The sequence below is a fragment of the Paenibacillus naphthalenovorans genome, from assembly GCF_001465255.1.
Taxonomy (GTDB): Bacteria; Bacillota; Bacilli; order Paenibacillales; family NBRC-103111; genus Paenibacillus_G; species Paenibacillus_G naphthalenovorans.
Window position 1 is genome coordinate 1,539,349 of record NZ_CP013652.1, and the last position, 15,843, is coordinate 1,555,191.

The 15,843-nt window shown below is 47.5% G+C and carries 16 protein-coding genes; 12 read left to right on the forward strand and 4 right to left on the reverse strand.

The features are described 5' to 3' along the window. Nucleotides 1-95: 95 nt before the first annotated feature. From IJ22_RS07420 to IJ22_RS07450, 7 genes are all read left to right on the forward strand, one after another. Nucleotides 96-1,376, forward strand: coding sequence for a nucleotide sugar dehydrogenase (locus IJ22_RS07420; RefSeq protein ID WP_145862505.1), 1,281 nt, complete (start codon nt 96-98; stop codon nt 1,374-1,376). 18 nt (nt 1,377-1,394) lie between these two features. Next, nucleotides 1,395-2,378, forward strand: a complete 984-nt coding sequence (locus IJ22_RS07425; protein WP_062408279.1) for an NAD-dependent epimerase/dehydratase family protein — start codon at nt 1,395-1,397, stop codon at nt 2,376-2,378. Next, nucleotides 2,375-3,295 (forward strand): NAD-dependent epimerase/dehydratase family protein, encoded by a 921-nt coding sequence (locus IJ22_RS07430; protein WP_054817254.1) that lies wholly within the window; start codon nt 2,375-2,377, stop codon nt 3,293-3,295. Before IJ22_RS07425 ends, IJ22_RS07430 begins: the two co-directional genes overlap by 4 nt. Before the next feature lie 249 nt (nt 3,296-3,544). Continuing rightward, nucleotides 3,545-4,345, forward strand: a complete 801-nt coding sequence (locus IJ22_RS07435; RefSeq protein WP_082660729.1) for a glycosyltransferase family 2 protein — start codon at nt 3,545-3,547, stop codon at nt 4,343-4,345. Nucleotide 4,346: 1 nt separating this feature from the next. Beyond that, a complete protein-coding gene (locus IJ22_RS07440) occupies nt 4,347-5,387 on the forward strand; it encodes a glycosyltransferase (RefSeq protein WP_062408281.1) in 1,041 nt (346 codons plus the stop codon). Nucleotides 5,388-5,410: 23 nt separating this feature from the next. After that, nucleotides 5,411-6,178 (forward strand): sulfotransferase domain-containing protein, encoded by a 768-nt coding sequence (locus tag IJ22_RS07445; protein ID WP_062408283.1) that lies wholly within the window; start codon nt 5,411-5,413, stop codon nt 6,176-6,178. A gap of 20 nt (nt 6,179-6,198) precedes the next feature. Beyond that, entirely contained in the window at nt 6,199-7,662 is a 1,464-nt protein-coding gene (locus IJ22_RS07450) for a glycosyltransferase family 4 protein (RefSeq protein WP_256380596.1), read from the forward strand. Nucleotides 7,663-7,734: 72 nt separating this feature from the next. Here the strand turns inward: IJ22_RS07450 and IJ22_RS07455 are convergent, their stop codons facing one another. Both IJ22_RS07455 and IJ22_RS07460 read right to left on the reverse strand, forming a co-directional pair. Further along, on the reverse strand, nt 7,735-8,298 hold the full coding sequence (locus IJ22_RS07455; RefSeq protein ID WP_054817258.1) for a class I SAM-dependent methyltransferase: 564 nt from the start codon (nt 8,296-8,298) through the stop codon (nt 7,735-7,737). A gap of 45 nt (nt 8,299-8,343) precedes the next feature. Continuing rightward, a complete protein-coding gene (locus IJ22_RS07460; protein WP_235594283.1) occupies nt 8,344-9,522 on the reverse strand; it encodes a glycosyltransferase family 4 protein in 1,179 nt (392 codons plus the stop codon). A gap of 156 nt (nt 9,523-9,678) precedes the next feature. Between IJ22_RS07460 and IJ22_RS07465 the strand changes: the two genes are divergently transcribed. Beyond that, nucleotides 9,679-10,536 carry a glycosyltransferase family 2 protein gene (locus tag IJ22_RS07465; protein WP_062408285.1) on the forward strand — a complete coding sequence of 286 codons (858 nt, stop codon included), beginning with the start codon at nt 9,679-9,681 and terminating at the stop codon, nt 10,534-10,536. Between the two features lie 120 nt (nt 10,537-10,656). Here IJ22_RS07465 and IJ22_RS07470 read toward each other — a convergent pair whose 3' ends face one another. Further along, nucleotides 10,657-11,484 carry a hypothetical protein gene (locus IJ22_RS07470; RefSeq protein WP_062408286.1) on the reverse strand — a complete coding sequence of 276 codons (828 nt, stop codon included), beginning with the start codon at nt 11,482-11,484 and terminating at the stop codon, nt 10,657-10,659. Between the two features lie 298 nt (nt 11,485-11,782). Between IJ22_RS07470 and IJ22_RS07475 the strand changes: the two genes are divergently transcribed. The 4 genes from IJ22_RS07475 to IJ22_RS07490 are packed head-to-tail and all read left to right on the forward strand — an operon-like array spanning nt 11,783 to nt 15,359. Next, on the forward strand, nt 11,783-12,751 hold the full coding sequence (locus IJ22_RS07475; RefSeq protein ID WP_062408287.1) for a metal ABC transporter solute-binding protein, Zn/Mn family: 969 nt from the start codon (nt 11,783-11,785) through the stop codon (nt 12,749-12,751). 24 nt (nt 12,752-12,775) lie between these two features. Beyond that, nucleotides 12,776-13,537: a metal ABC transporter ATP-binding protein gene (locus IJ22_RS07480; protein ID WP_054817261.1), complete on the forward strand. Its 762-nt coding sequence runs from the start codon at nt 12,776-12,778 to the stop codon at nt 13,535-13,537. A gap of 5 nt (nt 13,538-13,542) precedes the next feature. Then, nucleotides 13,543-14,472, forward strand: coding sequence for a metal ABC transporter permease (locus IJ22_RS07485; RefSeq protein ID WP_062408288.1), 930 nt, complete (start codon nt 13,543-13,545; stop codon nt 14,470-14,472). Further along, nucleotides 14,469-15,359 carry a metal ABC transporter permease gene (locus tag IJ22_RS07490; protein WP_062408289.1) on the forward strand — a complete coding sequence of 297 codons (891 nt, stop codon included), beginning with the start codon at nt 14,469-14,471 and terminating at the stop codon, nt 15,357-15,359. The genes IJ22_RS07485 and IJ22_RS07490 overlap by 4 nt, the downstream gene beginning before the upstream one ends. Before the next feature lie 61 nt (nt 15,360-15,420). Here the strand turns inward: IJ22_RS07490 and IJ22_RS07495 are convergent, their stop codons facing one another. Next, nucleotides 15,421-15,768: a hypothetical protein gene (locus IJ22_RS07495; protein WP_054817263.1), complete on the reverse strand. Its 348-nt coding sequence runs from the start codon at nt 15,766-15,768 to the stop codon at nt 15,421-15,423. Between the last annotated feature and the right edge of the window lie 75 nt (nt 15,769-15,843).

The window sequence follows — 15,843 nt, forward strand, 5'->3', positions numbered from 1 at the left end:
TTTTTCCTCATATGGGATATCACTCTATAACGTTTAAAAAATCTCAAGCGTACAATAAGATTATTCACGATTTACGATAAAAGGGGGTGGAGAGAGTGAATGCAGCGGGAAAGCATACCATTGCGATTCTTGGTTTGGGATATGTCGGACTTCCGCTCGCCCAATTATTTCTTCAGAATGGACATGTTGTCTATGGAATTGATGTGGATGCGAGAAAGGTTCATAAGCTTGTCAACAGGCAGAGCTACTTATCCGATTTTACAACAAAAGATATTAGAAACATGTTTTCTGCCAATAAATTCCATGTCAGCACTTCCTTTAGCGAGGCAAGTCATGCCGATGCCATTATTATTTGTGTCCCTACTCCTTTGGATAAAGACTTCAATCCGGATTTGACCTATGTCAGGGAGGCCATCAATGGAATACTGCCGCATTTGCATGAAGGACAGCTGATCGTATTGGAAAGCTCGACCTTTCCGGGGACTACGGAAGAAGAACTTCAACCGTTAATTGAATCAACGGGGCTGAAGGTCGGAAAGCATGTGTATCTGGCCTATTCTCCCGAACGTATCGATCCGGGTGCCCAAAGGATGCAGATGCGTGAAATACCGAAGGTTCTCGGAGGGGTTTCCGAGAAATGCACGGCTTTGGGCAAAGCGGTGTATGAGAGCATATTCGACCGTGTCGTGATCGTTTCCTCGCCCAAGGTAGCCGAATTAACCAAAATACTCGAAAACTGTCAGCGTTTGATTAATATTTCTTTTATGAACGAATTGGCCATGATGTCCGAGAAGCTGGGGATCAATCTCTGGGAGGCCATCGAAGCCGCAAGTACGAAGCCGTACGGCTTTACCCCATATTATCCGGGTCCGGGGATTGGCGGACACTGTATACCCGTAGACCCGCTTTATTTGAAATGGAGAGCGAAGCAATTCGATGTCGATTTGAGATTTATTGATTTGGCCCATCAGATTAACGAACACATGCCGGCGTATGTCGTACAGCGAGTGCAGCAATGTTTGTCTGCCAAGAAGCCCCTTCACGAAAATAAAGTTCTTGTTCTCGGCGTCACGTATAAAAAAGACGTTAATGATCTTCGCGAGTCTACTGCGATTCCCATCATACAGCAGCTTTTGGAGCTTGGGATAAAAGTAAACTTCCATGATCCGTATATCGATGAAATTCAAGCAGGCGACCACAGGCTCAAACGGGTTTCGCTTACGAAGAGAAACATTCAGCAGCATGACTGCGTGCTCATCCTTACGGATCACTCCCGCATTCCTTACGAGACGTTGGCGGCCAATGCGTGGCTTGTGATCGATACGCGCAACGCTACCAAACAGGTAAAGGATCGCGACAATATCGTTTTAATCTAAGGTCCAAGGAGGTACCAAATGAACATTCTTGTAACAGGAGGAGCCGGTTTTATCGGATCCCATCTGGTGGAGCGGCTTATTGCATCGGGGCACCGCTTGTGGACCTTGGATGATATGTCCGCCGGTCAGAGCGGATTTCTGGATAAGGCTGCGGAGAGCGGCCAACATACGATGGTGCACGGTTCAGTGACGGATAAAGACCTGCTTCGGGAGCTCATGCGGCATTGCGATACGGTTTTCCATCTGGCGGCCGTCCTCGGTGTGAAAAATACGGTCGAAAATCCGCTCAAGGTCATCGAAGGCAATATCGACGGAACCCGCAACGTCCTGGAGCTTGCTCATGAAAAAAAAATGAAGGTGGTGTTTGCGTCCACCTCGGAAATTTACGGCAAAAACGATAACCTCCCTTTCCGGGAAGATTCGGATCGTGTTCTCGGATCTCCGTCGATTCACCGTTGGTGTTATGCGACCGCTAAAGCGATCGACGAGCATCTGTGCTTTGCTTATGCGGAAATGGGACTTCCGGTTGCGGTGGTAAGGTATTTTAACGCGTATGGACCCAGGCAGGTCTCCTCGCAATATGGCGGGGTCGTACCGCGTTTTATCAAGGCGGCGTTAACCAACAGCCCCATCAAGGTGTACGGTGACGGAAAGCAAACGCGCTGCTTCACCTACGTCGGGGATACGGTTGCCGGAACGATCGCAGCTATGGATTCCAAGGCCGACGGATTGGCATTTAATCTCGGCTCCGCAAATCCCATTTCCATTCTGGACTTGGCGCACAAAATCCGCGATCTGGCGGGTTCATCCTCGCCGATACTATTCGAGTCCTATGAGAAGGCGTACGGCGTCGGCTATGAAGATATGCGGGCACGGATTCCCGATCTGACTCGCTCCAAACGCATTCTCCGGTATGAGCCTACGGTTACGCTGGATGAAGGGCTGCGGCTTACCATCGATTGGTATAGACAACAACAAGACAAAGCCGTGAACGGGACATGAAGGCTCTCGTCACCGGCGGTGCCGGATTCATCGGATCTCATCTGGCTGAAGCTCTTGCAGCGAAAGGAATCACCGTGCATGTGATCGACAACTTGTCCACGGGAAACTCGCAATATGTCCCGGACGGAGCGATATGGCATCAGGTGGATATCATAAGCAAGGAAGCCGAACAACTCATCCTTAGAGAGCGTCCGGATATCGTGTTCCATCAAGCCGCTCAGGTTGATGTGCAGCGTTCCGTAGCCGATCCCGGCTACGATGCCTCCATCAATATTGCAGGAACGGCCAATATCCTGCAGGCCTGCGCGAAAGCATCGGTGAAGAAAGTCGTCTATGCTTCATCCTGTGCGGTGTACGGAGATTTGAATGTATCCTTGATCGATGAGAATCACCCTGCGCAGCCCATTTCCTTCTACGGCATTTCCAAATGGGCACCCGAATTGTATCTTCAAGTATTTCATCAGCTGTACGGATTAAAGTACACGATTTTAAGATACGCGAACGTCTACGGTCCCAGGCAAACCCCCAAAGGGGAAGGAGGCGTAGTAGCGATATTTTTTGATCGGATTAAACGGGGATTGCCCCTGAACATTTTTGGGGATGGAGAGCAGACGCGCGACTTTGTTTATGTGAAGGATGTTGTCAGTGCCAATCTTGCGGCCATAGAAAGAGGCGACCGGCAAATCATTCATGTCGGCACCTCTGTACCCACCTCAATAAACGAGCTGGTCTTCATGCTGCGTAAAATCCACCACGAGAAGTTTTCGGTCGTTTATACGCACGAGAGGGCGGGGGATATCAAGCACAGCTGCCTGAACCATGCGAAGGCGGTAAGCCTGCTGAATTGGAAGCCCCTGTACGATCTTTTTCAAGGACTTTATGAGACTTATCAACTGAGTAAGGATGAATCGGTCTGAGGAAAAGCCCGGCAAACCTCTTATTGTAATGGCCAGGCGACAGCAAACTAAATAAGAACAATTGTTCTTGTTATCAGATTCACCAATCCATCAAACACCTCTATCAGCAGAGGTGTTATTTTTTTACCTGCGATAGGGGTTGCCCAAAAAGAGCTTTTCTAAACAAAAGCCCTTCTCACGATGGAAGAAAATTCATAGGATATGGAAAGTACAGGTTATCCTTTAGCACAAAGGAGCTGAAACCTAGTGATGAAGCAGACGACTGCGAACAAACCGAAATCAAAGCGGCCGGTGAAAACATTCTTTCATAACAGCGAGGCGCCCAAGGTTTCCGTTATCATTCCCGTGATGAACGAAATCAAGACGCTCGGCCATGTTATCCGGGCAGCCAGCCGGGTTCACTCCAAAACGGAAGTTATCGTGGTAGCTAATGGATCGACGGACAGCTCTGAAGAGCTGGCTGAGCTGTCAGGGGCAAGAGTCATCAGTTTCAAGCAGCCGTTAGGCCATGATGTCGGCAGAGCGATCGGGGCGATGGAAGCGAAGGGGGATATTTTAGTATTTACGGACGGCGATATCAAGGTTTCAACGTCAATGCTCACTCCTTTGGTGGCGGCGATTAAGAATGGGGCGGATATCGCCCTGAATAACCATTCAGGTCCAATATATAAAAAAGAGGTACACAGTGTTGTACTTGCTAAATACGCATTGAACGTCATGTTGTCCCGTTCCGATCTCAAAGGAGCGTCCATGACGACGATTCCTCATGCCATGGCAAGAAAAGCGCTTGCGATGATTGGAGCCGGAGCGTTAGCCGTTCCGCCTTTAGCCATGGCCATAGCCGTGCAGAAAGGGCTTAAAATCAGGCGGGTGAATCGTGTGCCGGTAGGGAAGATGAACCGGAAACGGAACAGGATCAAAAACGGTTTTGATCCATTGGCGGAATTGATCATTGGCGACCATCTGGAAGCTATGGAAAGGGTGATTCAAGCCACAGACGCCAGGGGCGGCATACCTGATCTACCCAATAAGAGGCATTTGGTGAGGTGAGATGATGATGCGTAAGGTAACGGCAAAAAGAAAGAGGGTATTCAAAAAAACGCTCGGCCGCTCGGCCCAAACCCGGCCAACCACCTTGGCGAAATGGAGGGTACGCTGCTTTAAAGCCGGTTGGGGGGATGCCATAACCCAACCGATAAACGGAGAGGCCTATCCTCAAAAAGCCTTGAATGAGCTGTGGATTCGTCACTGCGAAAGACTTTTTCCCGGAAAAATCAATTGGAAAAAATACAAGGCAGCGGTACAAGGTTATATGGACGGATATTGTCAAAGCTCCGGCTTATCCTTAAAAGAAGGACTGTTGATACCCGTCCAAGGTTCCGTATCCGCCGTTATTATGGCCATGAATGAGGAAGACACCGTCGTTAACTGGATTGAGCAATTAAACCGGCTTCCGTTAGATGAAATTATTGTGATGGTCCATGATGTAAACCAATCCTTGCTGAGCAAGGTTGGCAAACACTCCAAAGCGATTATTGTCCATGATAAGAAGCAGTCGGGAGATGATGCGGGACGGGCTCTGGGCTCCCAAATGACCGATTCGGATATTGTTCTGTTTCTGGACGGGGATATCCCCATGAAAGCTGAACAATTGCTTCCCTTTATTCATGCGGTAGGCGAAGGGATGGATATAGCTTTAAACGATATTACTCCCTATCTCCCCGTATTTGCTCATTGGGACCAACCTACGATCATGAAATATTTTCTGAATTGCTGCCTGAAAAGACAGGAACTGGGGGCCAATTCGCTGAACACGTTTCCCCACGCCTTGTCGCGAAGAGCCCTGGAAGCGGTAGGTCGGGCATTATCTGTCCCGCCGAAGGCTCAAGCCATGGCCATCCTGCAGGGGCTTCGAGTAGGAACGGCGGCAAGCATTAATGTGATTGCCAAAACGAACAAGGCAATGGATCATCAAGTGCGGCAATTGATCATAGGCGACCATATTGAAGCCGTCAATTTGGCTATAAGCATGGGAGGCAGCCGGCTTTCATTTTCCGATAATTACCGGAAGCGAAATCTCCTCAACGCCTGAAACTTCAGCCGGAGAAAGAGGTGATGACGATCAAGATGCCGAAAGTAGTACTGCTTGGGGTGCCCGACAGCGGTATTCACATTTTAAATGAACTGGTTTCGGGGATGCCTCCGTTACGTCCGGGCGGTTGGATCAACCAATGGGAGGAAGATGTATATGCAAGACTGAAAACCATAAGGGATGGAGAGGTGTGGGCCGGTTATCTCGATTACAGCCGGGAAATGAAGCAATGGCTGGACGACCATCGGATTCGCAGAATCTTTATTTATCGCGATCCCAGAGATGTCCTATTAGACCAGCTTTCTTTTATTCTCAACGAAGACAACAAACATCTGTATTATCCATATTTCACAAGACATATGAAATCCTTGGATGAACGGCTAATGAAGATGATTACCGGGTTTTACGATACGAGAGCTAACGCCCGGCGTTACGGTCTTCAACATATAGGATATAGTAATATAAACCATGTATTTATCCCTTATTTGCGCTGGCTGCAAGATCCGAACCTATGTACGATCCCGTATGAAAATTTGGTAAATGCCCCATCCGGTTATTTGGCTGAGATGCATCGGATAGCGGACTATTTATGGAAAGATACCCGGCTCTCGGAACGTTCAAAGACGGAATATCTTCAGCGTTTGCAGGACGCTCCGGTGTCTCAGGCGCTTCAGCATGCCACAACGGGGGAGTGGAAACGGTATTTTACGGATGAAATTAAACGTGTATTCAAACAGACGGCCGGAGAACTGTTAATTTATTTGGGATATGAATCGGATGACCATTGGTAACACGAGACGACTTAAAGCAGGTGAGCCCTTTGAAAATCTTGTTGGCCACATTTTGGCCGTTTCCACATTCCGGCGGAATCATTACGTACGTTTCAGTGGTAAGGAACACTCTTGAGAGCCAAGGTCATCAAGTGGATATTTTAGCCTCCCATCCCGATTCCCATCACCTGTACTTCATTAGTAAAGATCCGAAATGGAATGGAAAGTCAGTGAACAAAACAAAAATCCGGGATTTTATTGATCATGTCTTGAACCGGTATTTTAATAAGCATTTTCCGCATGTTGATCCATGGGTGATTTGGCAGGAAGCGGAACGGTATACATTTGAATTGGCTGCATCTTTATTCGATTTTGCTTCATATGATCTGATTCATACGCAGGATGTGATCAGCACACGCGCATTATCCAGAATTAAACCGCGGCACGTTCCCATCGTTGCCACCGTTCACGGTTTTTATTCTAAAGAATTGCTGCAGGATGAAGATATTTACAATGAAAATCGCAGATTGGCCAAAAAATGGTGGAAGTATCTTTGTGTAAAAGAATCTCTTGGAGCGGCTGCGGCAGAACAGATCATTATTCCCTCACAATGGCTCGCTAAGGAATTAAGCAAAGAAATTGCCATCCCTTATCCAAGAATGAATATTATCCCTTATGGCATCGATATGTCTTCTTTGCACCATCAACATAATCAACCTTTAGCCAACGATCATTCCGGGAAAATCGTGATCTCATGTATTGGTCGGCTCGTGCTTTTGAAAGGGCATGAAATACTGATCAATGCTTTAGGGCTATTGAAAGAACAACGTCATGATTTCATTTGTTGGATGATAGGAGACGGCATGCTCAAGACTGAGCTTGAGGTGTATGCAGGGCAAAAAGGATTGTCCGACCATATCATTTTCATGGGAGAGCGTAATGATGTTTCCACCCTGTTAAAAGAGACCGATATTGTTGTCGTCCCGTCTTTACATGATAATTTGCCGTTTGTTGTGATAGAAGCACAGTTGGCCGGTAAACCCGTTATTGCATCTCATGTCGGAGGCATACCTGAAATGATCAGGCATAGAGAAACGGGGCTTCTTTTTGAAAAAGGAAGCAGCGTAGAACTGGCGGAGCAATTGCTTGAATTAATGAACAATCCATCGCTGCGCCAACAATTGGGAGGCCATGCGCAAACATGGGGGATGACGCAATGGAACAACCGCAATATACTAACGAAAACGATCGACATCTATCATCGCGCGTTAGAGCAAATCCAAACCATACAGCCAACGACGGACACGATTCCAGAAGGGGAATATGGTCTGATCCGCCAACCGGGTATTCACCGGGATGATGTGGAAAGCATATTCAGGTTTGAGGTCGATATCCTTTTTTATACCCGGATTTGGAAAGAGCTCTTGCTGTATTTGCCCCGCGATTACTCGATACCGGATACCGCCGTCATGAAAACATTAGCCAACACTGGTTTGCCCGAATGACAGTACATCGTATCGCAATATGCCATCAGCATCAAAAATGACCCGGTTCAACCCCGGGTCATTTCCTATTTTTTAAAGCTTTCGCAGAACTAATAAGCTGTCATATATCATTACATACTCAAAATGCTCAGGCTTACAAAGTTCATTCACTGCATGGAGGACGCCTGGCCAATAATCGCAATAATCATGGAAAACGACCAATCCGCCCTGTACAACTCTGGGGGTATAATGAATAATGTCTTTTTTCACAGCAGCATATTCGTGGTCCCCATCAATAAATATCGCCGCTATGGATTTGGGGCAATCATCTAAAGCATGTTCACTATGCTTCTTTATGGGAATAATGGCATGTTCAAGCCCATGCTGCTTAACATTATCCCAAAAATACTGAAAAGGGGGGACAACAAACGGGTCAATCGCATAGATCGGGCGTTTCTTAGAACTGATGAACGAACTTCCGAGAGCTAATGCAATGGTACTCTTTCCTTTAAATGATCCGATCTCGACGATATCTCCGGACAGATGGTCAACGGAAGGAGGCAAGTGTAATAATGCAAGCTGCTCATATGCTGTCAGCCACCCCTCGATACTGTCTACGATGGATAAAAGCTCTTTGATGCTTTTGATGGATTTCATATTTCATTGAGCCTCCTTATTGCAAACCGGCAGCCAAAGGATCGGTTATAAAGAATCGATTTGCTCCTTCAGCTTTTTCGCAATTCCTTCCCAGCTGTATGTTTGGTTTACATAGCTCTGCCCATGGAGGGCGATTTTTTCCAGTAAAGCTTTATTTCCTGATATTCGGTTTAAAGTCATTGCAAAATTCTCCTTTTCAGCATGGAGATAATGTGTTCCCTGGACGAGATGTAAACCTCTTACACCCACTTGGGTAGAAACCAATGGAATTCCGGCAGACAAAAATTCCAATGTTTTTATATTTGTCCCAGTACCAAAAGATGCGGGATTAATAGCGATATTCACTTCGGAAAATAGCTGCAATTTTTCTTTTTCATCAATTTGACCCAATATGTTTATATTTTTCTTATCCACATGGGAAAAATCATCACCACATGGACCGGCGATGATAAAATCCATATGTCCGCACAGGTCTGCCAATTGAGAAATAATAAAATGTACAATCTCAATATTCGGTTGATGCATACTCCCGATAAAAAAGGCTGTTACCCTTGCATTGCCGGTCCGCTTCTTTTTTCTTGGCTTCCATGCTCCGGGATGAATTCCATTTGGCGCAATTTTGATTTTGGAAGGATCGGATGAAAAGGCCTTGATAAAGCCGTCTCTTTCCTGTTCCGACGTTGCGAAAACCAGCGTGGCCTGCCGAACCAGTGTTTCTTCCAGCCGGGTTACGAGTTTAATATAGTCATGAGAACGCGCTCCATACCAAACATGCTTTGCAAATTCGGATTCGAGGTTATGGCTGTTGTATATCCTCGGTTTGTGATCCGAACCGAAATGAACGTCATGTTTCAGTAAGAAAGGGGAGTCATGAATGATGATATCCGCGGTTGGATAAAGGCGATGATAGTAGTGGAGGAATGTACGTGCAGGTTCGTCGATGAGGGCACAACACAGAGCGGCATGAGTAGAGAATTCCGGTCCTGTACCTTCAGACTTCAATTGTTCGGTAATCCGATAATGAGCATCTTCCACGGGCATTCTGAACTCTCTAAACGTATCGGAGTAATGGATAACCTCCACCTTTGGTGTAAATTCCTGGGATAATAATGTAATATCATAGCATTGGCTTAATTGATGGTAAATGTGAAAATATCGAAGCACGCCGCCGGTATCCGGAGGGAAAATGGTGGGGAAATGATTCATCACCAACAGGTTTCTCAATGAGCACACCTCGCAATGCATGTCGTTTATTCCTTGTTTAAGGCCGGCATACCAGGCATGGTTAATGGAATTAGGCATCGATTGGCAGGTTGTTACGTCTCCTTACACTCATTTATTTCATATCATATTACACATCAAAGAAAAGGTGAGGATGGCATGGGTCCAACAACACAATCCATCGAACGGTTATTCAAAAGTATAGTTGCCATTAAATCTGCTGAGGATGAAAAAAAGAGTATATCAGAGCTTTTGGATATTCCGGATTACGGCAAATGTTTCTTGATGGGGTTAAGAGACAGATTTTCAAAAGGCCCTATGGAAGGTGTTACGATGATCACTTGTACGAATAAACCGGATTTTATAGGTAATATATTTCAGAATTATCAAAATCAATGTTGGAGCATCAAAGAGCTCATTATCATCTTAAACCGGGATGATATGGACGTCCATAGGTGGAAGAGAAGGGCCAAGAGATATGATCATGTGTCCGTTTACCAATTGCCTCAAGAAGCCTCTTTGGGATATTGTTACAATTTTGCCGTAGAAAAGGCCCGTTATGATTATATTGCCACCTTTGATGACGATGATTTTTATGCTCCGCATTATTTGACCGATCTGATGCATGCCTTTCAATACACGGATGCCGATATTGTCGGGAAGCTCACCTATTATTTATATCTGGAAACCAAACAAATCCTTGCCATCCGGAACAGATTTCAAGAATATAAATATTTGGATGCCGATTCATTCTTAGATGGCGGGAAAAAAATCGTAAAAAGAAAAGTGTATGAACACGTTCGGAATCGGGATGTTTCCATTAACGAGGATGTATATTTTTGTCAAGACAGCATGGAAAAAGGGTTTAAAATCTTTTCGGCAGATAAGTATAATCTGGTTTATCTGAGAAGAAGCAATAAAGATAGCCATACATGGAAAGAAGATGACGATACCCTTTTAAGCTGGTGTTCCGTTGCCGCACGCACCAAACGCTATAAATCCAGAGTCATTATATAAACGCCGGTTCAACTTGAATCCCGATATGACAGGCCGCCGAGGGGAGCCCTTATACAGTCTGTCATATTGGGATTTTTATCGTAAAAACGATCCCTGGTTTATCTGAAGACTAAGGCCGCTTCAGCCTGATTGCGAATGATTTCCCAAGATCGCATTCACCTTGCTTATATATTGATCCGGCACGGTCATCCCCGTCGTTTTCAGCTTCCCATCCTCGGTTACATTGTGGTGGTAACTGAGAATATATGGATGAAGCTGATCAGCCCAGCCTTGATAAGCCCCATTAATATGAATGTTAAATTCAGCAGGCAGCAATTGTACGTCTGCTTTTAGATCTGCCAAAGCCATGGAGAGCGCGAATTGATCCGTGTAGTATTTGTGTTGGGCAAACCTGGACCATTGCTCGTTAGAATGAAACGTGTCGGTAATCAAGTTGGCATAATGCAGCCATGCATTTCTTAGATTGCGTACATCCTTTCTTGGGATGAAAAGGACCGCGCTGTTGGCATGAACGGCCATTTCATCATTTGGCATGGCCAGACCAAAATAACCATACATATATTTCCATTCATTGATATCGAGCGGATCGAGTAACGAATCGCAGCGACGGATCGTATCTGCAGAAATTTCTGCAGAAAAATCCCGGGTTACGGCAGTATCACAGTCCAGCGCCACCATAACATCATAGTCGTCCTCGATTTCAAGCATTCTAATTTTGTTGCAGTGCCGTTGTAAATTGCTGTGGTAGGGTTTCACGATATGGATATGAACGCCCATCTTGTCCAGCTCATGAGAAATGGACTGATCCGCCTCATCAACGAAACAGGCTGCTAATTTTGCTTTTGCTAATTCACCTCCAAAGGTTTTAATCGTTTTAAATAACGTGAGCATTCTAAAGTGAAATAGGCGATTATTTTCTCCGACACAAGCAATTAACCATTTTGGCAATGTTATTCCTCCCCGTTTGCCTCCAAAGGGAAGCAGGTCTTTGATTTCTTTTGGGATGTGTTTAATCCAATGAATTGGCTTTACCACCATCATATGCGATAGTGGCTCAAAATCATTGGGTGTGTTCGATTTTTAAAGCGAAAATTTCTCCATCGTTCATATGACCATGTAAATTTTAACAAATATATTGCACAAAGGCAAAAATATTGTGTATACTCTATATTGTCGACTTAGGGCAATTTAATTGCCTGAATAAAAAAGTTTGTCCTACATAAACATTTGAGGGAGTGGATGAAACATGAATTCGGTACGAAGATTTCGCAAATCATTGGCGAAGCTGGCTTTTGTAGTGACCGTGCTTGCGGCAGTGGTCGTTCTGAATGCTTGCGGAGCCAAAGAGACCACGACAGACGAAGCCTCTTCCGGGGGAAAAGTGAAGGCGACGACTACGATCGGCATGATTACGGACATCGTTAAAAATGTCGGAGGAGAACACGTGGAAGTTACGGGAATCATGAAGGCGGGTGTGGATCCCCATCTGTACAAGGCATCCGAAGGAGACATTGGCAAGCTGGATCAAGCACAAATCATTTTCTATAACGGCCTGCATCTGGAAGGGAAAATGGTTGAGATTTTCGAAAAGATGGCCAAGGATAAGCCGACGGTTGCGGTGTCGAAAAACATCCCGGTTTCAAAGCTCAGAGCGGGCGACCCGGAGCAAGGAACCGAGCACGATCCGCACATCTGGTTCAATGTCCGGCATTGGATGACCGCTGCAGAGACGGTTCGTGACGAACTGGTCAAGTTCGATCCGGCCCATGCTGATGCTTACAAGAAAAACACGGAAGAATATTTGGCGAAGCTTAAGGAGCTGGATGCCTATGCCAAGGAACAAATCGCGTCCATTCCCGAGGGGCAGCGTGTGCTCGTGACGGCTCACGATGCGTTCGGTTATTTCGGCGATGCCTATTCGATCAAAGTGATGGGCCTGCAGGGAATCAGCACCGCTTCGGAAGCCGGAACCAAAGATGTGACCGAATTGCGGGACTATCTGGTCAATAACAAAATCAAAGCGGTCTTCATCGAATCGAGCGTACCGCGCAAAGCGATCGACGCCGTCATTCAGGGCGCGAAGGAAAAAGGCCACACGATTGTGATCGGCGGGGAACTGTTCTCCGACGCCATGGGTGAGGAGGGAACGCCGGAGGGAACCTATATCGGCATGGTTCGGCATAACGTCGATACGATCGTGAAAGCTTTGAAATAAACAAATAGGAGGAGAAGCAGCAATATGAGACATTCACCTTTGGTGGTAAGCAACATGTCCGTCGCTTATCAGAAAAAGCCGGTTCTCCGCAATGTAACGTTCGAAGCGCCGGAAGGAAAGCTGATCGGCATCGTCGGTCCGAACGGGGCGGGGAAATCGACGCTGATCAAAGCGGCGCTCGGTCTGATTCCCCGGCTTGCCGGAGACGTGACGATTTACGGCAAACCCTATAAAGATCAAAGGATGCTGGTCGGCTATGTACCGCAGCGGGAATCGGTAGATTGGGATTTTCCGACAAATGCGCTGGATGTCGTGATGATGGGAAGATACGGGCATCTGGGGTGGTTTAAACGTCCCGGTACGGAGGAAAAACGGATTGCGCTCGAATGTTTGGCCAAGGTTGGGATGACCGATTACGCCGACCGGCAAATCAGCCAGCTTTCCGGCGGACAGCAGCAGCGGATCTTCCTGGCGAGGGCGCTTGCGCAGGATGCGCAGCTGTACTTTATGGATGAACCGTTCGTCGGAGTGGATGCCGCTACCGAGAAAGCGATTATTACGCTGCTTGGCGAGTTGAAGCGGCAGGGGAAGACGGTTCTTGTCGTCCACCACGACCTGGCTACAGTCAAAGAATATTTCGACTGGGTCATGCTGCTTAACGTTCATATAATCGAGTTTGGTCCGACGGAAACGGTCTTCACCAAGCCTAATCTGCAGCGGACGTATGGCGGCAAGTTAACCATTTTGGACCGCGATGACGAACCGATACTGATCCAATCGAGGTGACAGGAATGAACAGTTGGTTGAACATGTTTGCCGATCCGAACACCACATGGATTCTGCTGGGGTGCATGCTTTTGGGCCTGGGCAGCGGCATCATCGGCAGTTTCGCCTATTTGCGCAAGCAATCGCTCATGGGCGACGCGCTGGCGCATGCGGCTTTGCCGGGCGTATGCATCGCCTTTATGCTGACCGGTTCGAAATCGATTTTCGGCTTCCTGATCGGGGCGGCGGTCGCCGGCGTGGTTGCCACGCTCGCGATCGGCTTCATGACCCGCTACACACGCATCAAACAGGACTCGGCCATCGCGGCGGTTTTGTCCGTATTTTTCGGTTTCGGCATCATGCTGTTGACTGAAATTCAGCACAGCGGCAGCGGCAATCAGAGCGGACTGGACAAATTCTTGTTTGGGCAGGCGGCCACGATGGTATTATCCGACGTATATACGATGACGATCATCTCTGTTCTGCTCATCGGTATGTGCACGCTTCTGTTTAAGGAGTTTAAGTTGATCAGCTTCGATCCGGGATTCGCCAGAGGACTCGGCTTGCCCGTCGGGCTGCTCGATCAGGCCATTATGGTTATGATCGTCGTAGCCGTTGTTGCCGGAATTCAAGCGGTCGGCGTCGTTCTGATGGCTGCGCTGCTCATTACTCCGGCGGTGTCGGCCCGTTATTGGACAGAAAAGCTCGGCGTAATGATGTGCTTGGCCGGCGTGTTCGGAGCGGTTTCCGGTTTGGTCGGCACATGGATCAGCACGGCAGGCGCCAATTTGCCGACGGGACCGCTCAGCGTCCTTTGCGCGACCGGATTGTTTATCGTATCGGTTGTTTTTGCTCCCCGAAGAGGGATGCTTTCGAAACTGCTGACCCGTCTTGCGGTGAAACGGAGAATGATGATCGAAAGTCCGATCACAGTCCGGGAGGGGGAATCGGCGTGAATACGTTGTATGTCATTCTGACCGGCGCATTGGTGGCGAGCGCTTGCGGTGTCGTCGGCTGCTTTCTTGTGCTGCGCAAAATGGCGATGATCGGCGATGCCATCAGCCATTCGGTTTTGCCCGGCATCGTCATCGCTTTTCTCATCAGCGGAAGCCGGGATTCCGTGGCGATGATGCTCGGAGCTGCCGCACTCGGGCTGCTGACCGTATTCCTGATCCAGATGTTCCAACAGAGCGGCGTGCAATCGGACGCCTCCATCGGAGTGGTATTTACGGCATTATTTGCGGTAGGTATCATGTTGGTGAGCTTGTACACACGCAATATCGATCTGGATCTCGACTGTGTTCTCTACGGAGAAATCGCCTATGTCCCCTGGAATACGATCGAGCTGTTGGGCGTCGACATCGGACCCAAAGCCGTCTGGCTGGTCGGTTTGGCTCTGGTTCTCAATGTGGCTGTCATCGGATTGTTTTACAAGCAGTTCAAGGTGTGCTCGTTCGATCCGGGACTCGCTGCGGCAGTCGGCATTCCGGTAGCGTTGTTCCATTACTTGCTGATGGGGCTCGTCTCGGTGACGACGGTCGCCTCCTTCGAGAGCGTCGGGGCCATCCTTGTGGTCGGCATGCTCGTCGTACCGCCATTGGCCGCTTATTTGATAACGGAAGTGCTGAGCCGGATGATCGTATACAGCGTTCTGATTGGCTCGGCCAGTGCGGTTGCGGGGTACTACTTGGCCAAATGGCTGGACGCTTCCATCGCGGCCAGCATGATTACGGTAGCGGGCGCGTTCCTGCTGCTTGCGATCCTGTTTTCGCCTACCCACGGGGTGGTGCCAAGAATCCTTCGCCAAAAACACCGGCTGCAGCAAGCAAACTCTGAGATATAACACGAACCCCCGTATCGAAAGATGCGGGGGTTCGTGTTTTGCGGCGGCCATTGCATTGCTTTTATTTGATTTTGGCAATAGCAAAACCGGCAAGGACAAGAGAAAGGCCTATCCATGTTTTCCAAGTCGGTATTTCTTTCAATAAGATAAACCCGATCAATAGGGAGATGAGGATTTCGAGGCCTTTGGATGCGACAAGCACGTAAGAAAGGTTTCCTATGGCCTTGTAGCCAAATTTAATGCCATACCCGATACACAGATTAATGAACAGGAACAGAGGGAGCACAAGCAATTGATACTTTAAAGTAGCCCAAAAATGCGGATCGATATGTTTGCTTTGATAACCATAGATAAAATTGACGCTGAATAATCCAGTTAAGAGTAAAAGCCCGCTGTATAAATAATACATTTTGAACCTCCTTGATTGGGATGAAGAAGAAGCCCGGCCTCATCTTTACTGTACCCAACAAAATTGCATTTATAC